We start from the raw sequence: 23,736 nt of genomic DNA, 5'->3' as shown, positions 1-23,736 counted from the left end.
AGCTGGATGGCCCCGTCAGCACCAAGGTGATGCGATCGCCCGCCTGACCCGTCCCCGTGATGGTTGGTTTCGTGTCCTTGGTGATCGTGTCACTGTCCGATGCACCGGTGTCTGAATCCGATGACAACGCCCCCTCCACCGAGATGGTTTTGTCAAAGGTAAACTGCCCTTTAAGCGTGCCAACGTTGCCCGCGATGTCCGTCGCTTGGACATCCCACTCGTACACGCCGTCCGCGGTCAAGGCTGGAATGTTGAGGCTCCATGTCCCATCTGCGCCCGCCGTTGCTGTAAGGCCGGCCACAGACACTGGCTCATTCGTCGCCTTGTTAACCAAAGACAACACTTGGATAGCAGAGCCCGCCTCTGCCGTGCCCGACAAACGAAGCGCCTCAGAGTTGGTGATTGCATCACTGTTCGACGAGCCGCTGTCACTGCCTGCATCCAGCTTGACGCTGAAGTCTGTGAGTGATGTGTCTATTACGAGGTTTTTAACGCTTTCGTACGTAGATGTATTACCTGCTGCATCAGTCGCTATTACACTCCAAGCATATTCACCAGCAGGAACATTAATAGCATCAATGCTCCAAAGACCACTAGAGGCAGTAACTGTCGTTGAAAACTCGATAGGTTGTGGGTTTAATCCACTCACACTAACGAGCTTTAACAACACCTTATTACCGGATTCCGAGGTACCGTTAAATGTTAAATTTTGCAGCTTGGTTATTTCGTCGCTATCAGACACCCCAGAGTCGCTAGCAGAGGATAATTCTACACCCGTAAGAACCGGGTCTACTGTATCGATATTCAATGTAATTGAATTTGAAGAAGTTACATTCCCAGCAGCATCCTGTGCACTAGCGTTCCACGTATAATGCCCATCGGGAATAACTGAGGTTGTAACGAAACTCCAAGAACCATTTTGTCCAATAACGACAAACTGCGGCTCTAGTGGGATAAGAACCCCGTCTTCGCCGAATAGCTGTATTGATACTCGAGCACCTGGCTCACCTTGCCCAACAAAAGTCGGTGTTTCATTTGAAGTGTAGTTTGTGCCTGGTACTAAACTAGTATCGTCATTTTCACTTAGAGACACATTACTTAAAGTTGGGGGGGTCTTATCCACAATAAAGCTTTTTTGAGCAGATTCAGAACTATTTCCTGCTAGATCTGTAGCGGAAATACTCCATACATATTCTCCTTCCGGCAATGCACGAGTGACATTGATGGAAAAGTCACCCGTACCATTAGCTATAGCGGGCGTACTGATGTAATAAGGGCTACCGCTTACTACTCCACTTTGTACAGTATATATTTTTAATGATATCTGACCGTTAGACTCTGATATTTTACCGCTAAAAGCTGGTCTATCTATTGATATCTCCGTAGGATCAGCCTCAAACCCCCCCTTCGTATCTAAATTAGCATTTATAATTGTAGGATTGATGGTGTCGAGCAAAAATGATTTATTTTCAGTAGAATGTTCATTACCAGCAACATCAATGGTTTTTGCCGACCAAGTGTAATTTCCATCTATTTGTAGTTCAGGGATGGTTATAGACCATGAATTATCACCAGAAACAACTACTGCTGGGCCGCCAGAAATAACACCATCGGGGCCTGAAATTATAATTTGAACAGTAGCTCCAACTTCACCCGAGCCGACAAAAGTTGGTGTTTTATCATTAGTAATCGCATCTGAATTACTAATTCCCGTATCTGAAATCAACTCTGCTGTTAGAGTTGTAGATGTATCTAGAACTACAATACCATCTTTGTTAATGGTGTTACCTGCGATGTCAGTAAAAGATACCGTCCAAGAATAGTTTCCTTCACCATTAGAGAGTAATGGTAAGTTGATATGCCAATTACCCATAGAATCTACAACAACTGCAGCAGTACTACCTAAGGAAATCGCGTCACCTTGGGGAGATGTTAAAGATGTTAGTCTTACGGAAGAGCCAACTTCACCTTTACCTGTCAGCGTAACATTTTGAATATTTGTTATATTGTCATTTACGTTACCAGAATTACTTTCATTTGAAAGCGATACTGTTGCACCAATATAGGTAGTATCAATAACCAATGTTTGGTTGGCATTGTTAATTGTATTTTCATTACCCGCAGCATCGCGAGCTGTGATGCTCCAAGTATAAATACCTTGAGTCAAAATCGGAGTTGTCAGATTCCAAGTACCATCTGAGTTAACAACCTCTGTTTGAGCTGTTTTATTTAGAACTCCATTTTTGAATATAGAAAGGGTAATTGTTGCCCCTTTCTCACTAGAACCAACAAATGTTGGCGTTGTATCTTTCGTAATAAAGTCTGTATCGGATACACCTGTGTCAGAATCACTAGACAACAGAATACTACTTAATGGCGGTGGAGTGGTGTCCACTACAACGTTTAAACCTTTCGATTCTGAGATATTTCCAGCCGCGTCTTCCGCATATAGACTAATGACATATTTTCCTTCCGGAAATTCGTAAATAATAGGTTGAATCCAGTTCGTCGACGTTACAGAAAAAGATGAAGGTGTAGATGCAATAACCTCTCCGGTAGAAGAGTTACGGACAGAAACATGAATCAATGAACCTATTTCAGAGCCCACCCCTTTTAATGTTAACTCGGTGTTATTAGTTATATTATCCCCAATAACACCAGAATCGGATGCATCAGTTAGAGAGATAGTCCCTAATTCAGGTTGATCGGTATCAATAGTAACAAAAGAAGGTTCAGTTACTGTTTCGTTACCCGCTACGTCAATAACTTGTACCTTGTATGCATACACACCATCTGAAAGTGTTGGAATAGTTATTCCTAAGACACCATCGGAGCCGACTACCAAGGTAGGCGTTACATTTTCAGGGTTCAACACTCCATTTTGAACGCTGTATATAGTCATTACTACTTTAGCATTAGCTTCTGTGGCTACTCTAAAATTTAAAGTGGAGTCGTTAGTATGATCTGCTAAAAAACCCACTTCGGATTCTAAAGTTACTGTCACTTGTGGGGCGACGTTATCAAACGTAAATAATCCATCTATGGCTACAGAACTGTTACCAGCAATATCTGTTGCAATAGCAGTCCATGTCCATTGTCCTTGCTCGTTAAGCGCATTTTGCTCAGGTACTTGTATTGCCCAACTACCATCAGAGTTAGTTACTGTTTGGAGAGAAAAATTTGTCCCTGTACTAGAATGAGATAAATTAAGAACAATTCTAGATCCTGATTCAGCGCTGCCGCTGAAGCTAGGGCGATCGATATTAGTAATTCCATCTTGCGCTTGAGAATCAGATACTGAATCAAATAACGCAGTAAAATTGGAAACCACACTATCGATAGTGATTGGCAATTTAACAGAACTACTATTTCCTGCAAGGTCAACAATTCTAAATTGAATAACATAACTACCGTCAGAAATTTCAGTTGGTACAAGGTATTCCCAGTTCCCATTAGAATTAACGATACTTGGACCAAATTCCGGGTATGCTATCAAATCATCTCTGTATATACCTAAATATATAGACGCACCGACCTCTCCTGTACCCACAAATTTAGGTAAGTGATTATTTGTTATCTGATCGCTATTTGATTCACCTGAATCACTATCAGCTGAAAGAGTTGCCGTGAAATTATCAATAGACCTATCAACAATCACCGTGCCAGTGAGATTATTTATACTCTCATTTCCAGCAACATCTACAGCTGAAATCACATAGGAAAACTTACCTATGGCTACATTATCTAGGTCGAATGAAAATTGTCCACTTTCACCAACCACTACTTTTTGATCATATGAAAGACCTTGGATTTGCAGCCTAACAATAGCACCAATCTCTGTACTACCGGAAAAAGAAAGATTTTCGCTATTAGTGATTCCGTCAGAATTACTAGAGCCTGTATCTGTCTTAGAGTCGAAGCCTCCGGTTAACAATGGACCAATAGTGTCAATTGTGATGGTCAGATTTTTAGTTTCAGATTTATTTCCAGCAATATCAACAGCATAAGCTGTTACATTATAATTATTATCTAACAATACTATTGATGGTGTAATAGACCATTTACCATTTTCACCAACGGTGGAGCTATAAACATTACCATTAATAGTAAGGAATACTTTTGAGCCAGCTTCTGCCACACCAATAAACGTAGGCTTTCCATCGGAAGTTATATAATCTGATTTGTCGCCGCTATTTGATTTATCGGAAATCCCGTCTAGGCTAAAGTTAGGTGGAACTGTATCAATAATGAGTGTTTCATTTATAGTAACTTTATTTCCAGCCAGATCAGTAGAAATGAACTCTAAATTATAGGTTCCATCTGTTAAAACATTAGGTAATTCATAATATGAAGGTGATTCACTTCCAAGTTGAATATCAAGTTGAACTCCATTTATGAAAAAACGCAAAGAGGAGTCTTTTTCGTGCTCAATACGTAAAATAGGTTTAGTATTATTCGTTACCCAATCACCAGTAATGCCAGTATCACTCGATTGAGAAAGATCAACTGAGAAATTGTTTATAGTATCAATAGTTATTGGTTTGATGATTTCCGTTTTATTTCCAGCTTCATCTTCAGCTATAACTTTAACGTCATATACACCATCGCTTAATTCTTCAGGAACAGTAAATGAGAAATTTCCATTTTCTGCTGGAATAGCATAGTCAACAGAATTAATAGTTAACGTTATACTAACAGGGTCTCCAGACACCTTACCAATAATTGTCGGGGTTTTTATGTTCGTTATATTGTCATTTTCAGACAACCCAGAATCTGTTTTTAGTGAGAACTCAACCGAAGGTGCAACTGTATCTATTACAAGTAATTTATTGATAGTTTCTTTCGCACCTAAAATATCTGTAGCTACAAACGAAACGTTATAATTCCCATCAGCCAATGAGTAGGGAAGTGTTAGTGTAAATGACCCTTGAGCATCAACAACTACTGAATTAGTAACACCAGCAATAGTTGCGGTAATAGTAGCGCCGGTGATCGAAGAACCAATAAAAGTAGGTGTATTTACATTGGTAATAAAATCATTCTTTTTCCCACTATCAGAACTAGTTGCCAGATCAACTTTTAGAAATAAGTCATTGTTTCTTTCGTTATTAGTATTTTGTTCTTGCGGGGTTTGATTAGACGAACCGCTTCCTGAATCAGTTGAAGTGGCAACGTTATTAGTTTTATTTTTACTGGTATTAGCATTGTTTTCGGCGATAAGTTGCTCTTGTGCGTTGCCTTCGCCAGTACCTGACAGTGCTGCAGCTATGGTTTCAGATAGTTGATTAACTAATTCATTAATTAAGCTTACATCTTCATTGACAACAGCTTCATAAGAAGAAGTATTTTCTTGCTCTTGCTCTTGCTCTTGCTCTTGCTCTTTTTTAAGCCGTTCGATCTCTTCACGTAGCTTTTTAAGTTCAGCTAACTGACTCTCCAATTTTTTCAGTTCATTTTCTGTAGTAGGTTCAGGAGCAGTATTTACTTTTTCAACCTTACCTGATAGGCCCGTTTCACTGCTAGCCAACAAATCAGGAACCAATACGGCCGAAGATCCTTCAAGATTAACTTTACTTATTATTTGGTTTTTAGTGAAACTAACACCATCAGAACCCACAATTTCGATGTTATTTTTAAGTAAATCTGAAATACCATTTTCAATAGTTACAAACATACCATCTGGCTGTTTGATTTTTATATCAAGACCAGAAACAACAATATCTTTAATGTCGACCGCTTCAAACTTTTTCATAATAAACCTTTAATATAATTTCTTGTCCAAGTATTGAAAACCGTATTTTTACTGTAAAAATGACAATAAATTACGCTTATGTTTTCCAATGCTATCTTTTGCTTCGTTTGCTATATTTAGCAAAGAAACAAGATTATTCATTGTGCAATTTTGATATTCTTTTATGGATGAAACAGATTTCTTTATTTCATCTGTTCTTTCAAAACCCGCATCTACTTTTTTCAATAGCCTTTCCAGTGAGACATTGATATCATTCATTTTTTCCAGTTGTTCTTTCAAAATAGAACCGTTGATATCATTCTTTTCGATAAGGACAGATATAGTCTCAACGTTAGATAACGTCGCATTATTTATCGATTCGGAATGTTGGTTTATTGAATCTAATTTGCCGATAATCGTATTTAGGTGTATTTCACTTTTATCTTTATTATTATAAATTTCCTCTAATATGTTCATTATCGCACCATTTTGCAGAGGTACTTCTAACTCTTTAATTCTTAAATTTTCGGTAAATGACTCAAGCATGCTAATTCTATTTTCAATGATTTTATCACTATCATTTTTAAAGTCTGGAGTGTTTGAATTTCGCTTAAAATGAGACTCAACAAAAGTGGATGCAACTAGAGAATACGCAGAAAAACCAACACCCAGTATCGATGTGACAAATGCAAACGACATAGCTGAAAGTGACCCAGAAATTGCACCCAACAATACTTGCATTTTCTTTGCAAAATCAGGCTCATCATTTGAAAGAGCGCCTGCAATACCAGCTATCATATCGATGAGACCTAAAAATGTCCCAACTAGACCTAGCGAAACCATAACTGAACATGCCATTTTCACATGTGTCATATAAAAAGATGGCCTTGCCGAATATTGTGTTCTAAATGTCAAAAATATAGTTAGTAACAACGTGTAAACATAAAAGCCCATAACTAAAGCTGTGATCTCAGGTGCTAAATTATATGAACTAACAATAAAATCCCTTGCTGGTTCAAAAAAACCAAACACTATAAATACAGCAATATACAAAGCGTATCCGATATAAATCATGTTTATTCCCACGTAATATAAGTTAGTTTGTCATCCAAAGTAGATTCTTCATACTTCAGTTCAATTTTATCTATATCTTTCCCCAACCCAACCTCAGACAAAAATAACAAAAGATTATAAGTTTTAACATTTATTCCATTGTTAGATGTTATTGTTATCTCATTCGGTTTTTCTTTTTTAAATAATGAAACAAGAGTATTTTTTTGTTCTTCTGTTAGCTTAAAAGATTTATAAAATGAGATACTGTTTGTATCTAACATTAACTTTGGTTCTTTACGCTCTAAAGCATCATCTATTAAGTACTCATGTTCTAGTAAAGATTTATTACCAAATGTTTTAAGTGACTCGCTGACACCATTAACTGTACTTAACATCAAAAAAACGCTAACTAACAACACAGCGGCCATCGCTCCGGTTAGAGCATCCACTAAAGGCGCTAAAGATTCTTCCGTTTCTTCATCCATCCGTATTATCACTCGCTTTAAAATCTAAAAAACAGTAATTCAATTTGTGATTTTCCAAAGGAAAATTATCATAAACTGATGTGCTTAATTTCGTGTCGAATGAACCCACTTTTATTGCATTGAATATCGATATATTATTTGCTGACTCATAATTAAAATCAAACCCATAGCTACATCCTAAATATAATCCTTTTACATTGAATTTTTCTTCATTTTTCAATTCTGTTATCGCAGACACTATATCCTCCTCCATATCATGGCTAACAAAATATGTTGTTATTGGATATCTAAAGGTCATCTCATCAAATCTGAAAATTGATGTTTCAGGCAGCAGAGATTGTATATATCCAATTAGTAGCGTTATAAAAACAAGAATAATTATGCAGAGCGCTGAGGACATCGCACCTATAAAACCTACCATACTGTAAAATCCAAATCTTTATTAAAGACAGAAACCAAATACTCTACAAGAGTCATTTGGTCGTTTATAACATATAATGTGGTTTTTATTCCTAGCATGCCTTTAGATTTTTCAAAGTTTTGATCGCCACTATTAAATAAAACTTTAACACTATAATATCGCTCCCCATCTTTTTGGATGTTTTCATAGTCAAATGAATCCACGCTTATCCCTGATATTTTTCCATAAAAATACTCTTTAATCCCAGGAGCGTTTATTCTTACTTTGACTTCGGAACCTATCCTGATAAATGGTCTGAATTTAGAATCTATTTTCCCTTCAATATAGACACCATCATCTGACCTCTTTAGAATCATAATTTCAGAGTTTCGTTCTATAAAAACACCTTTCGCTAAACCTTCCGTTGCCGACAAAACAGTACCATCGACTGTAGATATAATGTCTGTGGAATGAATTTTCTCGTTAACTGTTGCCAATTCTGACTTTGTTGCAGCTAACAACTCTTTGGTTTTTTTTAATTCATTATCTATCTGTTCACTTAAATCTAGCGTCAATTGAATAAAATCAAAGTATGATGCTCTGACTAAGCTATATGCTTCTTCTATCTGGAGCTCGCTATCTAGTACTTGTAATTTTATTTTTTCCAATTCAAACTTTGAATCTATGTATTTGACAGTCATACCCAGAGAATCTTTTAACATAGTACTTTTTTTAACGATTAAGTCCTTTTGCTCTTTAAGACTTATTATTCTACTTTCAGTGTTTTTACTTTTCTTTTCAAACTCTTTCGATTTTTGTACAAATGTATTATATTTATTTTTCACTTTAAAAATTAATATAGATTCTGTTTCTATTGAATCATCATAGCTTCCAGACATTATTATTTTTTTTAAAATTTTCTCATCATCTGACAAATCTACAATTTCTTTTTCATACACTGCCTCATTGTATGTTAACAAATCTCTTTTATTCATATCCTCATTGTTACTTATAACCAACAAGTGCTCACCAGCAGTAACCTTATCCCCTTTAGACACATTAATTTCTTTGATAATTCCTGATGACGAAGATAGAATTTTGACATTACTATCATTTATTGACAAAACGCCTTCTCCCTCTGACACGATGTCAAACTTCGCACCAAGAAGTATAGTTATAAAAACAAGAATGGCGGTAAGCAATAGCACTCTTGTTAATATGTTTTTTATATTTTTACTTGATAACATAATCCCTCGGAATGTCAGCATTGAGTTGTTTAACATTCATAACGATATCCAGCAACTCTATCTCAGCAAGTAACTGAGAAGACTCCAAGTCAGACAATGAAGAAATATTTCTAAACAAGTCTAAAGCATTTGACTCGTCAACACCTATTTCCTTCATAAGCTGAACGATCACTTTTTTTGTCAATTCTATTTGTACACCAATATTATCAACTCTATCTCTAACCAGGTAATACTGTTGTTCATAGGTTTTAAGATCGACATATTTTTGATGAATGAACTCATCAGTATCAATCATCTTTTTGGTTAGTAAATGCTTTTCACTTTCTTTATTTTTAAAACTACCAAAATTCAACCCCGTGAAAGTTAGTTTCAATCCTATATATGAGTTTCCATCAGAATCGTATGTATAACCGTCAATCGGAGTATTATCACTCCCTTTTTTATTACTAAGTTCATTTTCATTAATTTCATGTTTTGTCACAATTTCCACAAGGAAATTTTCATTTGTCGCTTCAACCGCGTACTTATCGCTATCAATCTGATATTTTCGCGAAGAAATATCAAAATTGTTTTTTATAACATTGTTTATTTCAAACATCTCATCAGATAAATTAAGATGTTTATCTACATAGCTATTTGGAATTTTATATCCATCATTGTACAGATTTCTAGATGTGACGTTATTTATTTCATTTTTATAACCTTCAACTTTAGATTGTGCATTGTATATGGACTCTTCAAACTTTTTCATTGTCACATCAGCAAACAATCTATCCGATTTTTTTAAAACTCCGGTATTAGCACCTTTTTCCATTTTTAGAATAAGCTGCCCCATTTGATTCTTATACTCATTAGATTTAAATAGTAATTGTCTAGACAATTCTATTTTGATCAAATTGGAGTTGATTGTTTTGTATACATCCAGTATTGCTGCATTATATCGATACTTGTCTGACTGAAGTTTATAATACGATGATTTATTATCATCATCTGTTGTGTTACTCCAAAGCTTCAAATTGGCTTCAAGAGTGAGCGAAAAATCGGTCAACGGTGTACTAGGATGTCCTGGCCTGTCGAATTTCTGCTTGACTTCCGATGATATAGTGGCTGAAGGAACATAATAATATTTTGCTGCATCATATAGCTGCTCACTTGAAAATATTTCCTGCTGAATACTATTGACTTTATACGAGTATCTTATTGACTCTGAAATAAGCTTATTTATATTGTCAATATCTTCACTCCTATCTGAAGCAACCACTCCAAATGAGGTGAATAAAAGTAAAGTAATGATAGAGTTAAAATTCATATAAAAGACACCCTTTAAAATCTAAAATGAAATTCCATAGCCTAAATATAGCGAAGCACCGTCATAACCTTTATATGGGCTCCAGTCGATAGAAATTTCTAAATTATTATCTAAGTATGGAACTTTAAAGAAACTACCTAATCCATAGTATATAGCATCGATATCATCATCGTTCGCTGTGGGGTGTCGACTATTGAAATAGCAAGTAGAATAGTTCGAAAAGCACTTACTAACGTTAACGTAAGGTACCAGATAATCTTCTACATAATAGCCAATCCCAACAGCCATTTTCCAAGACCAGAAATGACCAGTTTTATATTTATCATTAATAATCTCTCCTCGACCAAAGATACCGTAATCGCTATTGGCTATAGGTGAAATTCCCGACACATATGCTCCTAAAGCTTCGCCAGCCTTGATTCTATGTAGCCCCAAACCAAAAGCAAAAATAGCTTCATTTGATTGCCCAATAGCAGCGTCGTCCTTTAGATATTCATAATCGAAATCGTTCTTATCCAGGTCACCAGCTGCATAGACAGGTCCTGCGATTAGCACAATGATCATACCTAGTATTAAACGTATCATATTCACCTTTTATCCGTTGTTAAAATCAAACACTGTGACGGCAACTGGTCGATTTCGGTCAAGCAGATACCAAAAGGACCCGTATGGTAGCTAAATAGCCAGAACTCTTCATGTAGGATAATACCTACAACCGTAATCGGCATGTTATCCCTTCAAAAACGGTGCTTTCTACACTGCCTTAGATTCCCACACACTTAAATATAGTATCTTTTTATTAAAATTTGTTATTTCATCATCTTAAATACCGTACGTCATTTTATATATTCCCCACTCACAGAGTAAAACTTCCACTGTGATTTATATAATTTGGGTCTCGCAAGATGTATACACCAATTCAATTCAAGCCAATTACTCAGTATCATTAACCCAACCTATTACAACTAGAAAGCCAAGTATCGCTGGATGCAGAGGTAATTAACGCAGTGATCGAAAACAAACTTAATGCAGATTCTGGAAATGTTTCTGCGAAATAAAGCGAAAGCACAAATGGTGGCCTCTTCCCTAAAAATCGTATCGGCCTAAGCTAAAGGAATTTGGCAATATCAGGAAGTCATGGGAGCTGAGTTGCTATGAAGAAAACCAAATATACCGAACAACAGATTGCTTTTTCCTTAAGGCAGGCATAGACAAGAACTCGCATGGCTGAAATGTGCCGTTAAATTGGCGTTTCCGAAACGACATTTTACAACTCGAAGGAAAAGTATAGTGATCTTGGTGTCTCTGAACTCCGCCGTTTAAATCAGTTGGAAGTGGAGAACCAACGCCTTAAACGGATGGTGGCAGATTTGAGACTTGATATGCAAACATTGCAAGATGTCCTTTCAAAAAAGCTCTAAAGCCAGCGAAACGCCGAGAGTTCGTCAATAACCTTGGAGTGGCTTACCGTACTTCACTGCATTGAGCATGTAGGCTGATAGAAATCAGCATGTCGGCCTATTGCTACCGTTCGATAAAAGGCCCTGACACGGCACTAAGAGCACGTATTAAAGATATTGGAGCCACGCGAATTCGTTATGGTTATCAACGTATTCATATTTTGCTTCAACGCGAAGGCCGGCTAATCAATCACAAGAAAGTCTTCAGCAAATGGGCGTATGAGAGAGAGGTTATCTTGGACTTCTCAAGGCCCGGGAAACCAACGGATAACCCGTTTTTCGAGTCCTTCAATTGCAGCTTTAAGGATGAGTGCTTAATTAGTCGTTCGTTCTTATCATTGGAAGATGCGAGGGAAAAATTGAGAATTGCCGAATAAGCTAGCAAGAGAGTTCAATCCTACTGAGTCTAATCAATCATGGGTAATAGACATTACGTACATTAAGACGCATGAAGGCTGGCTATATCTGACCGTTGTTGTTGATTTGTTCTCAAGGCGCGTGGTTGGTTGGTCGATGAAAAGCCGAATCACAAATGAATTGGCTTTGAATGCTTTGTTGATGGCGATTTGGCATCGTTCGCCAACGGATAAGGTACTCGTTCATTCAGACCAAGGTAGTCAATATACCAGCAATGACTGGGATAACTTTTTAACGCAACATGCTTAGAGGCGAGTGTAAGTCTAAAAGGCAACTGTCACGACAATACGGTTGCAGAAAGCTTCTTTCAGTTGCTGAAAAGAGAACGTATAAAACGGAAAATATACACGACAAGAGAAGACGCTAGGTTAGATATCTTTGAGTATATTGAGATGGTCTACAACGTTAAGCGTCGACATGGTTCCAACAACCAGCTGTCGCCTGTAGATTACGAAAAGCAATTAATAGAAAGGCTCAAAGGTGTCTATTGAGTCGGTGACAATTCAACTCAACTTCAGCGTTTCTAATTTAATCTGCTTTTGAGCGTTTTCTAGATGGTCTGGAGCTTCACTTAGGACTTTGATGCGTAGCGTGGTGTTGCCATAATGCCCATTTGTACCTACCTTTTGTACCACTTGGTAGCTACGCCAGAAACAACTAAGCCCTTGTAGCATAAAAATTCCTTATGCTACAAGGGCTCACAGAATGTGGCGGTGAGTGAGAGATTCGAACTCTCGATACGTTTCCGTATACACACTTTCCAGGCGTGCTCCTTCAGCCACTCGGACAACTCACCGTATTGTTGTTGGACTTGTCGCCTCAACAGGGTCGCAACTATAAAGATTTACGGACTCACCGTCAATGCCTTGAAAGCAAACTCATAATCAAATGAATACCATTTAATCAAACGGTTATCGTCACAGCGAACTTAGAACAACAAATGTACTGATCAGCATCACATATCGCAGAAATCTCTATTTCCTCAACGTACAATGACCTATAAATTATTATTTCAATATATTGAAGATTGTAACTATGCCGCATCGCTATATCAGTAAAGAAGGGTCTGCGATTATCAATATCGCCAGATATTTGATCACCACGGAAGCCAAAGAAAGGCTCCGCACGATCGACTCACTCTCTGACGAATTTGAAGTTTCCGTGGGTTTTATCCAAAAGGCGTTGACCACGCTTGAATCGGAAGGTGCAATTACGCTGCGAAAACAAGGTCGTAACGGCACCTTCATTGATATGCTCAATTACGAAGCGCTGGTCAAAAAAGCAGGGTTTAGTCACCTCGTTTGCGCAATGCCATTGCCTTATACCAAGCACTATGAAGGCCTCGCAAGCGGCTTGAAGATGCAAATGGGTCATCTTCCGCTTTATTTTGCGCACATGCGCGGTGCAGATGCGCGATCGGAGTGCCTAAAGAAAGGGACGTATGACGTCGCGATCATGTCCAAATTAGCCGCGAAAGCAGTCGGTCCTGGTGTAAAGATTGCCTTTGATTTAGGCACACAAACCTACTCTCTTGAACACAAACTTATTTGCCGCAAAGACGAAGTCAACAACATCAAAAAGGTCGGTGTTGACCCGTCATCTCCTGACCAAAAGATTTTGACCGAGAAGGCGTTTCCGAATCACGATGTCGAAATTGTTGAAATCAACTACACCGACAGTCTTAACCTTTTAAAAACTGGAACGATTGATGCTGTTGTCTGGCTTCCTGAAGCCGTCGACGCCAGTTGCGCTAGCCTCACGGAGCTCTCACTTTCTCATATTCCAGAGTGTCAACAAGCCTCAGAGGCCGTCATTCTGGTCAACAGTGATTCCCCCTACATGTGCAGTTTAATGAGAAAGCTCTTGAACATTCACACCCTGCTTGAGCACCAAGAAGCCGTGATCAACGGGGAGATCATTCCTAGCTATTAATTCTCGAATATTGACAAGGAAGTACCGTAATGCACGAAAGGCTAACCCTGTTATCACAAGCACAAGTCATCAGTGAAGAAGCCGCTCGGAGATGCAATGATGTAAGTGTGCTTCTTTCTCAGCGACTCGGTCTCGCGTCTGACAACGAACAGTTCCAAATGGCAATCACTCACCTTGCACGTGCATTTGATCGCATCAAAGCGAACGAGCCCATAGACAAAGGCATGGACCCAGAGTTGTTTGAAGATATAACCAGCGATCCCCTTTATTGCACTATTTCTTCACTGAACAATGAAATTGCAGGCATGCTGGGTATCTCGGTTCCAACATCAGAAAACACCTTTATGCTTAGTAATTTACTGTCTTTGCACTATGCAGCGATTGAGGATTAATGATGCCCATAAATAACGAAGGCTACACATATTGCCACGAGCATTTGTATATCGACTTATCTGAACAAAAAGGCGATATCGACTGCAAACTCGACCAATACGCACTGATCTGCGATGAAATGCGCGATCTCGTAAACCTTGGCGTCTCAAATATCGTTGAAGTCACTAATCGTTATATGGGCCGAAATCCTCATTTTCTTGAATGTTTGATGCGCGATTCCGGGATGAATATTCTGCTTTCTACCGGATATTACATCGAAGGGTTTTTCCCAAAAAAGCTGTACACGCAAAGTGCCGAAGACATTCGCGATGAAATGATAAAAGAAATAAACATCGGCATCGACGGCAGTCCATTAAAAGCGTCTCTTATCGGTGAGATTGGCAGCAGTGACAATGCGTTCTCTGAAACCGAACAGAAAGTGTTTAAAGCTGCGGCGATGGCACAATACGAAACAGGCCGCCCTATCTCGACGCATCTTTCATTCAGCACCATGGGAAAAGATCAAATTGCCCTTTTGAAACAATGCGGTGCGGATCTTTCTCGGGTCACAATCGGGCATTGCGACCTGAAAAATAATCTTGACAAAATGCTATGGATCATCGACCAAGGCTGCTATGTCCAATTCGATACCATTGGAAAAAATAGCTACTTTCCCGATGAGCAACGCATCGATATGTTGGAAGAATTGGCGAAACGCGATTTGCTTACCCGCGTAATGCTCTCTATGGATATCACACGCCGTTCCCACCTGAAAAACAATGGTGGGCCAGGGTTTACTTATCTCATAGAGACATTTCTCCCCGCGTTACTGGAAAGGGGTTTTTCCCAGCAACAAGTAGACACAATGCTACGCCATAACCCTTACACCCTCTTTAATTAAACCAAGGCAATACAATGAAGAAAATCGGCATTGCTGGATTACAACGCGAGCAAATTAAGCGACACATTGAGGCGACTGCATGTGGCAAATTTGAATGTCACATGATGAATGATATAGATGCCGCCATGAAAGTAAAAACGGGCGAACTGGATTACTACATTGGTTGTTGCAACACAGGGGCAGGAGCGGCACTCTCTATGGCTATCGCGATTATCGGGTACCCAAAAAGTTGCACTATTGCGAAACCGTCTATTCAGGCAAAGAGCGATGAAATTGCACGTTTTCTCGATGAAGGAAAAGTGGCTTTTGGCTTGTCGGTTGAGCATATAGAACATGCGATCCCTATGCTCACGAAGCACCTCGCCGTATTGTAGGATTTTCTATGGACTTGCTACAACTGGTCACGGTGACTGCACTGTGTGCGATGACGGCACTCCTAGCAAACATGAGCGCATCAGTTTTTCATGACGGCCTAAGACCGATACTCCCACAAGTTCTCACTGGGAATATGCAGCGAAAACAGGCTGGCTCCATTGCGTTTGGCCTGTCTATTGGGTTTAGCGTATCGGTGGGACTCTCTTTCACGCTTTCAACAGGCCTTCTAAACCCGTGGCTACTCTTTTTGCCTACGGATGTTCTCGGCGTTCTTATTGGCAGCAGGTGGCTCGCCGCGCTCGCGGGAGGATGTTGGGGTCTGTTTGTCGTTACTGGTCTCGTAGGGATAGAAGCCCTACTCTCTGTCCTGCCTCTAGACATGACAGATCTCTTCTCAGAGATGGCCACACCTGTAATAACTGTCATCGCGCTGTTTCCATTGCTTGCCGTCTTTAAGCAGTTTGGTTGGCGAGCCGGTGTGGTTTGCGCAATGACCATTCTGGTTGCGCGTTTGGTCGTCGTACAATTTTCAGGGCTATATCCTGAAGCCGTTCAAATGCTTGTCGGCACAGTGGTTCTTTTTGTCTGCGCCATCAAGCATGATCTCAAAGAGCTGAAAAATGGCAACAATCCACCGGACATGAGCAGCATTCACGGTTTATATGATGAGCGGTTTATACAACTAAAAAAGCATCTTCCTTTTCTCTCGTTAACGGGGGCGTTAATTGCCGTTGTCGTCAATGCGGGTTACTTGGCTGGTTCGGAAGTCTCTATCTACCCCTTAGCCGAGGCATATACATTGCAAGACGCTGATAGTCGAAATAGTGCCATAGCCCAAATCGCCACGGCTGAAGCACTTCGTGGTCTTGGTTTTGCACCGCTTATCGTCTTAGCGGCTTTGACCACCGGCATCTACGGTATGGTTGGCCTTACTTTTGTGTTTGTGGTGGGCTATATTTCCCCGAATCTCCTTACTGCAGCCGTGCTGGGGGCTATAACAATCATCGTTGAAATTCATCTCCTAAGAAAAATCAGCCACGCACTAGAAGCTTATCCTTCGTTAAGAAATGCCTCCGACAACATCCGAGACGCCATGAATGTGTTGATGGAGTTCGCGCTTTTGGTTGGGGGCGTATTGGCGGTTATGAAAATGGGCTCAACAACAGGCCTCTGCCTCTTTGCGGTGTACTATTTCCTCAATGAAACATTAGGCCGACCTGTTCTGAAAATTGCCGCACCCGCTGCTGCAACCATCCTAACAGGGCTATCTTTAAACCTTCTTTATGTTTTGGGGTTATTCGCAGTGTGATATCTCCATTTATCACCTCTGAACAAAAAACACCCCAAAAGAAAAGAAACCCAAGAATTTCTTGGGTTTCTTTTCACAACATTCCGTGGATTTAATGCAGTACTAAGCGCGTTTAGGTTTTGGCGCGTTTAGGTTTTGCTTTCCCTTGAAACTGCTTAACACTCTTTTTCTGCGCCGTACGGCGATTTGCCTTTTTATCTCGCGGAGCACGCTTACTGTCACCTGACGAAGGTTTGTCCGTCACAGGAAATTTTTCAAGTTCAGCCAAAGGCAATCCACGCTGGGTCAAATCACGAATTGATTGTAAGTATTCGCTCTCGCCATGACTAACCAGTGAAATGGCTAAACCTTCCTGACCTGCCCGCGCAGTTCGACCAACCCTATGGACATACACGGCCGGGTTTGATGGCAATTCAACGTTAATGACAACAGGCAAGTCATCTATATGGATCCCGCGAGCCAACAAATCTGTGGCAACCAGAACCTGAGTTTGTTTGTTTTTAAACGCGTCCAGCGCCTGCTCACGCTCAACTTGCGATTTATCGCCATGAAGAGCACTAGTGGTAATGTCCGCTTTATTTAACTTTTTACAAAGCGCATCGGCATTATCTCTCGCACCAATAAACACCAGCACTTGAGGCCATTTGTTTTCTTTTATCTGGTCAATCAGCACGTTCGCTTTGCTGCCCTTATTAACGAGATATAACCGCTCTTCGATACGCTCAACCACACTGTTTACCGCATTCGCCTTGATCATTACAGGCTCACGTAGCGTTTCAGCCACCAGTGCGCCAAGATCATCAGGCAACGTTGCTGAAAACATCAAGGTCTGACGCTCGCATGGCAAAGACGACAATATCTGTTTGATATCTGGCCAAAAGCCCATGTCTAACAGCCTGTCCGCTTCGTCCAGCACAAGGTGACGTACATGAGCGAGATGAATTGCGTCATCATTAATCAGGTCTCGCAATCTGCCGGGAGTAGCGATAATGACATCAGGATTTAATAACAACGCCTCACGTTGTAACGCCTTATCAACACCACCACAAAGCATAACTGTCTTGATGCTGAGCGGTGTTGCCACTTCATCCATAACTTTACTAACTTGAGAAGCGAGCTCTCTTGTCGGCACCAAAATCAAGGCGCGGCTTCCCTCGTCGCTCTTTAGGAGCATCGAAAGTAATGGCAGCCCAAATGCCAATGTTTTACCACTCCCCGTCTCAGCAAGTGCTAAAACATCCTTTTTGGCAATAATCACCGGTGTAGCAAGCGCTTGTATAGACGTAGGCACCTTACACTTAAGCGGAAGTGCATCGATGATTTTGGACTCAAGGCCTAAAGAAGAAAAGGTTTGTGAAATTTGAGATGACATTGGGGTGCTTAGCATTAATGTAAAACAAGGGTCGAAGTGTAGCACGAAAACGAATGAATACAGTGTCAGAATAGGGGCAAACATCCAAGCATTAACACTCATAGAATTAATGAGGTTACGATATTGAAGAAGATAAAAATGGTCTACAGCATAAAAACACAACAAACATCGAGATTAGAATAAAAAATCAACATTCAGATTAAAACTGCGGCTTTGTTTCAATTATTACAGATAAAACAAATCATTAGTCCGACAAATTAAATTAATCGCCCACCTCAGAAACATCAAAAAATAAATATATTAAACATTAATCAATCAAAGAAAACTCAGAAGCCACAACTATACATTTAAAATAACAATAACAATAACAATAACAATAACAATAACACTTCAACAATACTAAATTCACCGTTTGCAAAAATAGCAGAAATTCAATCATAAAAAATCAATCATTCGTCGAAGTTGGATATTTTCAATATAATCACAAAAAGACTTCCTTATTAATTACCATTAAGTTAATTCCGACCTAAATCAATTAGGTTATTTTTAGCCGAAATTTATAAGGATATAATATGAAGTTTACTTTACGGAGAGCCATTTATCTTTCAATGGCATTCTCGACAACTGTATTCGCTGCTGATCAACTCGCTCCATCTTCTCAGCCTCCTGGTGGGTTACTGCCACAACAAGTTCCAATGTTTGTTTCATTTGGATTTGATGACAATATGTATTCGGGATATCCCGAACTGGGTCTTGGTGAAGGCGGGATGAAATGGGCCATTGATCTATTCAAAGTAAGAAGTAACCCTGCTGGAAACGGAAACCTCGCAACATTTGATGGTACACCGGCACGTGTCTCTTTTTATAATACGTGTACTTACGGTATGGATTGGACAGCAGAAAACCCTGTTTGGGTAAAAAAAGCATGGCGTGAAGCGTATTTAGATGGGCATGAAATCGGTAATCATACTGTGCACCATGCACCCGGTGGAGAAAAAAGAAGCGAAGCCGATTGGTATAAAGAAATTAAAGACTGCAGTGACTTCCTTACACGCCCCTATAATCCAAATGAGTCACTTCAATCACCCAATGCGTCAAACGGAATTGGTATCAATCCCGATGATTTAAAAGGATTTCGCACACCATTTTTAAAATTCAATGACAATACATTCAAAGCCATGATTAAAGCAGGTTTCTCATACGATGTCAGTATAGAAGAAGGCTTCCAAACCAACCAGGATGGAACAAATCACTATTGGCCATATACATTAGATTTTGGTAGCCCAGGTAATGAGGAAAGGGTTGCGAATGGACAATCTGAACCTATTTCCACTTACGCCGGCTTCTGGTCCTTGCCTGTATATACTTTTATCGTCCCTCCAGATAATGAGGCTGAAAAATATGGACTCGATTATTCTTTACGTGATGTGGCCGCTCAGAAAAAGCCTTATTTCAACAAATCAGACGGTAAAATAAAAGGTCTAGACTATGATTTATTCTATGAGTTTAACTTAAATAAAAAGGAGTTATTAGCAACACTAAAATATACGTTCGATCAACGTTTGAACGGTAACAGAGCACCATTGTTACTAGGTGTACATACTGATATGTACCATGACCGTAAAACCGAAGATGCACAAATGCGCCGTGAGGTTTTTGAGGAATTCTTAGACTATATGCTCAGTCATTCTGAGGTCAGAATTGTACCTTTCAGCCAAATCATCTCGTGGATGAGCGCACCAACCGCGTTAGATGGAGATGTCACACCTCATTACCAAATTACTGTGTCAGTGCAAGGCCACCAAGTTGACACTAATGTTTGCACTGAGCCAAGTTGGGATCGTCTTGTGGGATACCCCGCAAATTCAACGGTTTCACATAACGGATACCTTTGGACAAACAACTGGTGGAGTACAGGAGAAGAACCGGGAGCATCAGATTGGGGGCCATGGGTGAAAGGCCAGGCTTGTCAGAGTTCAACAATTGAGTATTTTGGTACGATTTCGCCGAATGAAAATATTTTCGTTGCCGAAAATGAAGAGCAAATTTTTGTGCTAACGCCAGAAAAAGGCTATGCCGTAGACTATGTAAAAGTGAACGGAACCACCATTGTGTTGGAGCAGACTAACCAATTTACTGTGGGTCCTGTGACAGAAAAAACAGCTATCGAGGTAGCGTTCAAGCCCATACTGTAATTGCTCTATCACTCCTAATTAAACCCAAGTAATCGCTTGAATTTTTCTATGAAAGATAGAAAAAGCGGGCTGATAACAGCCCGCTGATAGCGCTTTGATTATTCTGCGTCTTCTTGAGAAGAATCAGGGCGCAATTGCAGTTGCACACCCATCAGGAAGTTTCTCAGGATCTGGTCTTTACATTCACGGTAGTGCTTATTGTCTGGCTTACGGAAAAAAGCACTCAGTTCATGTTTACCAAATCGGAAGTTTGCCAGTTCTAGGGCGGCCAGAACATCATCAGCTTTCATGTTTAACGCGATGCGAAGCTTCATGAAGATCATGTTGTTGTTAAGGCGTTTTTCAGGAGCAGGCTGCTCACCCTCGCGTCGGCCGCGTTTGGTATTGATCAAACCGTTCAGGAAAATCGCCAGCTCAGTGTCCGTCGCTTTAACAAAGGCCGCGTCATCGTCTTTCCGCAACCAATTTACCACGTTTTCTTGCGTAACAGCGTGGTCGGCAGCAGCAAAAATCTCAACCATCTGAGAATCTTTAAAATCAAAGGTATAGCGAATACGGCGAAGAATGTCGTTGTTTGTCAAAATAATTCCTAACGTTGAGTATCATCAATACCAGCAGTAACTGGATAAAACGCATAAAAACAAAGCCCCACTCTCTCGAGCGGGGCTTTGTTTCTAAATATGGCGGTGAGGGAGGGATTCGAACCCTCGATACGTTGCCGTATACACACTTTCCAGGCGTGCTCCTTCAGCCACTCGGACACCTCACCAAAATTAGTTGTTGGACTTGCTCGTCTCAACGAGGCCGCTACTATAAGGAACGACTACGCCTGCGTCAACGCTTATTGCAAATTTCCCGCTTAAGTGTTTATGTTTGCGTCAAAAACTCGCTTTATTGACGTATCCTCAGCCAACCTCTTCTCCACAAGCCTTTCCCACTGTTAGAATATGGCCCTGAATTAATCGAGAGAGTCACACATGTCTAACGCGCTAACGCAATTCATTACCGAAAACGGTCTGGAACCTAATCTGTTGTCCGTAATGCAAACAGAAGGCTTTGTCACTGCAATGGCTGCAGCTCCAAATCTTATCGACCCGAGCGAATGGCTTGCATTCATGTGGGGTGGCGAAAAAGAGTCACCATTCTCAACGCACGAACAACTCGAAGCGTACGCAAATATCATTATCAATCTATGGAATGCGCAGCGAGAGGCGTTATTGTCTAACGGTTGGAAATGGCCAGAAGAGTGCCAATTGAGCGATGTAGATATTGTGAATGAAGCGACTCGCGAATATTGTGAAGGCATGCTTCAGGGCTGGACACTGGCGCGTGACGATTGGGAAACCATCATGCCAGAAGATTCTGAAGACAATGCGCTGCTTGGCGGTGTACTGCTCTCAATCAGTTTGATGTTTGACCCAGAAGCCGCATTTGCTGCGATGGAAGAACAAGGTGTCGCTGACTTGGCACAGTTCGAAGAAATATTCAATGCAATGCCAGTCATGCTTTGTGGCCTGACAATGCGTGCGCTTCAACGCGTTGAGGCTGAATAATCCATACTCTGCGCAGGCGGGTTTGCTCCCGCCTGAAAACCTTTCTTCTGTGCATCTAAATCAAAACGCGAACTTTTCATACAATCCTGCTATAGTCCTGCCCCTATTTCACGCTCTGGCTTTTTTTTGCGTCATCGCAAAGCCAGAAAATGACGATTCTTAACATCAACGTTGCCGAATGACGACGTGCAGCGCAGGACTATCACTGTGACCAAACAAGCATTTTCTACCCTCCCGTTGAAGCCAGAGCTTATCTCAACGCTGAATGATATTGGCTATTCAGAAATGACTCCAATACAAGCACAAAGCCTTCCATCTATTCTTGAAGGCAAAGATGTGATTGCTCAGGGTAAAACAGGTTCAGGTAAAACAGCCGCGTTTGGTCTGGGCCTGCTTAACCGCCTGAACGTTAAACGCTTCCGCGTGCAATCGCTGGTACTTTGCCCAACTCGCGAACTGGCTGATCAAGTTGCAATTGAAATTCGCAAGCTGGCGCGTGGTATTCACAACATTAAAGTGCTGACCCTTTGTGGCGGTGTACCTGTTGGCCCACAAATCGGGTCACTGGAGCACGGCGCGCACATTATCGTCGGTACGCCGGGTCGTATTCTTGACCACATGGAAAAAGGCCGCTTGTCGTTGGAAGAAGTGAACACTCTCGTCCTAGATGAAGCTGACCGTATGTTGGAGATGGGCTTCCAACCAGCGCTAGATGCTATTTTTGCTGACGTACCAACCGATCGCCAAACCTTGCTGTTCAGTGCGACATATCCTGCTCAGATCCAAAACATCAGTAAGCAGATCATGACTAGCCCTGTGACGGTAAAAGTGGAATCAAACCACGACAGCAGCAGCATCACCCAATACTTCTACGAATGTAATGGCAACAACGACCGTATGCATGCGCTGCGTTTGTTACTGCTTAAACATCAGCCAGAAAGTGCAGTCGTGTTTTGTAATACCAAGCGCGATGTAAAAGACGTCGCGGCCGCGCTGGAAGACAACGACTTTTCCGTTGTTGCACTGCACGGCGACTTGGAGCAACGCGATCGTGACCAAATGTTGCTTAAGTTCGCAAACAAAAGCGTGACAGTGATGGTTGCAACCGACGTTGCTGCACGTGGTTTAGACATTGATGCACTGGATGCAGTGATCAACTACCACATGGCATTCGATACCGAAGTGCATATTCACCGTATCGGCCGTACTGGTCGCGCGGGTAGCAAAGGCGCTGCATATACCTTCTTTGGTCACGAAGACGGCTATAAAGTGGCTCTGCTGGAAGATTATCTTGAGCATGAGATTAAAAGCGCTACGCTTCCAGACAACTCAGTACTGAACAACACGCCACCACAGCCTGCAATGATCACGCTACACATTGAAGCCGGCAAGAAAGCCAAAGTCCGCCCTGGCGATATCTTAGGCGCTTTGACAGGCGAAGATGGCATCGAAGGTAAAGATGTAGGTAAAATCAAAGTGACGGATTACCGCTCTTACGTTGCGGTTAACCGTAGTGTCGCGAAAAAGGCACTTAAGAAGCTGTCTACCGGTAAGATTAAAGGTAAAACTCACCGTGTTTGGCAACTGCGCTAATCATTTGTAAAATAGCAAAAAGCCGTCGTTAT

Annotated in this window: 19 protein-coding genes, 2 tRNA genes and 2 pseudogenes; 11 read left to right on the top strand and 12 right to left on the bottom strand. The window is 40.7% G+C overall.

Translation table 11 applies throughout. The features are described from left to right. The 7 genes from B5D35_RS09085 to B5D35_RS09055 form a co-directional block, all read right to left on the bottom strand. The coding region (locus tag B5D35_RS09085) for an Ig-like domain-containing protein (protein ID WP_139367739.1) at nt 1-5,752 on the bottom strand (5,752 nt) is incomplete at its 3' end. Nucleotides 5,753-5,800: 48 nt separating this feature from the next. Beyond that, complete coding sequence (locus B5D35_RS09080) at nt 5,801-6,805, bottom strand: hypothetical protein (protein ID WP_078752269.1); 1,005 nt, start codon at nt 6,803-6,805, stop codon at nt 5,801-5,803. Between the two features lie 2 nt (nt 6,806-6,807). Beyond that, nucleotides 6,808-7,269, bottom strand: a complete 462-nt coding sequence (locus tag B5D35_RS09075) for a hypothetical protein (protein WP_078752268.1) — start codon at nt 7,267-7,269, stop codon at nt 6,808-6,810. After that, complete coding sequence (locus tag B5D35_RS24015) at nt 7,262-7,507, bottom strand: hypothetical protein (protein ID WP_139367738.1); 246 nt, start codon at nt 7,505-7,507, stop codon at nt 7,262-7,264. Before B5D35_RS24015 ends, B5D35_RS09075 begins: the two co-directional genes overlap by 8 nt. 176 nt (nt 7,508-7,683) lie before the next feature. Beyond that, a complete protein-coding gene (locus B5D35_RS09065; protein WP_078752266.1) occupies nt 7,684-8,916 on the bottom strand; it encodes an HlyD family secretion protein in 1,233 nt (410 codons plus the stop codon). Beyond that, nucleotides 8,903-10,225 (bottom strand): TolC family protein, encoded by a 1,323-nt coding sequence (locus B5D35_RS09060; RefSeq protein ID WP_078752265.1) that lies wholly within the window; start codon nt 10,223-10,225, stop codon nt 8,903-8,905. Before B5D35_RS09060 ends, B5D35_RS09065 begins: the two co-directional genes overlap by 14 nt. Before the next feature lie 21 nt (nt 10,226-10,246). Further along, complete coding sequence (locus tag B5D35_RS09055; protein ID WP_139367737.1) at nt 10,247-10,816, bottom strand: hypothetical protein; 570 nt, start codon at nt 10,814-10,816, stop codon at nt 10,247-10,249. Nucleotides 10,817-11,379: 563 nt separating this feature from the next. Here B5D35_RS09055 and B5D35_RS25615 point away from each other — a divergent pair. The 3 genes and pseudogenes from B5D35_RS25615 to B5D35_RS09040 all read left to right on the top strand — a co-directional run. Beyond that, nucleotides 11,380-11,673: pseudogene (locus tag B5D35_RS25615) on the top strand (transposase); the annotation flags it as partial. 62 nt (nt 11,674-11,735) lie between these two features. Next, on the top strand, nt 11,736-12,062 hold the full coding sequence (locus B5D35_RS25480) for an integrase core domain-containing protein (RefSeq protein ID WP_078752263.1): 327 nt from the start codon (nt 11,736-11,738) through the stop codon (nt 12,060-12,062). After that, nucleotides 12,055-12,593: pseudogene (locus tag B5D35_RS09040) on the top strand (IS3 family transposase); the annotation flags it as partial. The gene B5D35_RS25480 and the pseudogene B5D35_RS09040, both read left to right, overlap by 8 nt. Nucleotides 12,594-12,605: 12 nt before the next feature. Here the strand turns inward: B5D35_RS09040 and B5D35_RS24285 are convergent. Further along, entirely contained in the window at nt 12,606-12,776 is a 171-nt protein-coding gene (locus tag B5D35_RS24285; RefSeq protein WP_157828334.1) for a hypothetical protein, read from the bottom strand. A 34-nt stretch (nt 12,777-12,810) separates the two neighbouring features. Continuing rightward, a tRNA-Ser gene (locus B5D35_RS09035) sits at nt 12,811-12,898 on the bottom strand. A 239-nt stretch (nt 12,899-13,137) separates the two neighbouring features. Between B5D35_RS09035 and yhfZ the strand changes: the two genes are divergently transcribed. The 5 genes from yhfZ to B5D35_RS09010 are packed head-to-tail and all read left to right on the top strand — an operon-like array spanning nt 13,138 to nt 16,991. Beyond that, nucleotides 13,138-14,034: a GntR family transcriptional regulator YhfZ gene (gene yhfZ, locus B5D35_RS09030; protein WP_078752262.1), complete on the top strand. Its 897-nt coding sequence runs from the start codon at nt 13,138-13,140 to the stop codon at nt 14,032-14,034. A gap of 29 nt (nt 14,035-14,063) precedes the next feature. Continuing rightward, nucleotides 14,064-14,426, top strand: a complete 363-nt coding sequence (locus tag B5D35_RS09025; protein ID WP_078752261.1) for a PRD domain-containing protein — start codon at nt 14,064-14,066, stop codon at nt 14,424-14,426. After that, a complete protein-coding gene (locus tag B5D35_RS09020; protein WP_244556542.1) occupies nt 14,426-15,307 on the top strand; it encodes a phosphotriesterase family protein in 882 nt (293 codons plus the stop codon). Before B5D35_RS09025 ends, B5D35_RS09020 begins: the two co-directional genes overlap by 1 nt. A 14-nt stretch (nt 15,308-15,321) precedes the next feature. Continuing rightward, nucleotides 15,322-15,681 (top strand): DUF2620 domain-containing protein, encoded by a 360-nt coding sequence (locus B5D35_RS09015; RefSeq protein ID WP_078752259.1) that lies wholly within the window; start codon nt 15,322-15,324, stop codon nt 15,679-15,681. 8 nt (nt 15,682-15,689) lie between these two features. Further along, complete coding sequence (locus tag B5D35_RS09010; protein ID WP_078752258.1) at nt 15,690-16,991, top strand: YhfT family protein; 1,302 nt, start codon at nt 15,690-15,692, stop codon at nt 16,989-16,991. Nucleotides 16,992-17,103: 112 nt separating this feature from the next. Here B5D35_RS09010 and B5D35_RS09005 read toward each other — a convergent pair whose 3' ends face one another. Then, entirely contained in the window at nt 17,104-18,363 is a 1,260-nt protein-coding gene (locus B5D35_RS09005) for a DEAD/DEAH box helicase (RefSeq protein ID WP_078752257.1), read from the bottom strand. 572 nt (nt 18,364-18,935) lie between these two features. Between B5D35_RS09005 and B5D35_RS09000 the strand changes: the two genes are divergently transcribed. Beyond that, complete coding sequence (locus B5D35_RS09000) at nt 18,936-20,558, top strand: hypothetical protein (RefSeq protein ID WP_078752256.1); 1,623 nt, start codon at nt 18,936-18,938, stop codon at nt 20,556-20,558. A gap of 98 nt (nt 20,559-20,656) precedes the next feature. On the opposite strand, the gene B5D35_RS08995 is transcribed toward B5D35_RS09000, so the two are convergent. Further along, nucleotides 20,657-21,139 carry a YehS family protein gene (locus tag B5D35_RS08995; RefSeq protein WP_078752255.1) on the bottom strand — a complete coding sequence of 161 codons (483 nt, stop codon included), beginning with the start codon at nt 21,137-21,139 and terminating at the stop codon, nt 20,657-20,659. Nucleotides 21,140-21,239: 100 nt separating this feature from the next. Beyond that, a tRNA-Ser gene (locus B5D35_RS08990) sits at nt 21,240-21,327 on the bottom strand. A 208-nt stretch (nt 21,328-21,535) separates the two neighbouring features. Here B5D35_RS08990 and B5D35_RS08985 point away from each other — a divergent pair. Next, nucleotides 21,536-22,111, top strand: a complete 576-nt coding sequence (locus tag B5D35_RS08985; RefSeq protein WP_078752254.1) for a UPF0149 family protein — start codon at nt 21,536-21,538, stop codon at nt 22,109-22,111. A gap of 207 nt (nt 22,112-22,318) precedes the next feature. Beyond that, entirely contained in the window at nt 22,319-23,704 is a 1,386-nt protein-coding gene (gene dbpA / locus B5D35_RS08980; RefSeq protein ID WP_078752253.1) for an ATP-dependent RNA helicase DbpA, read from the top strand. Nucleotides 23,705-23,736: the final 32 nt, after the last annotated feature.

The organism is Enterovibrio nigricans DSM 22720, assembly GCF_900167155.1.
Lineage (GTDB): Bacteria > Pseudomonadota > Gammaproteobacteria > Enterobacterales > Vibrionaceae > Enterovibrio > Enterovibrio nigricans.
This window is presented reverse-complemented; position numbering and strand designations above follow the sequence as displayed.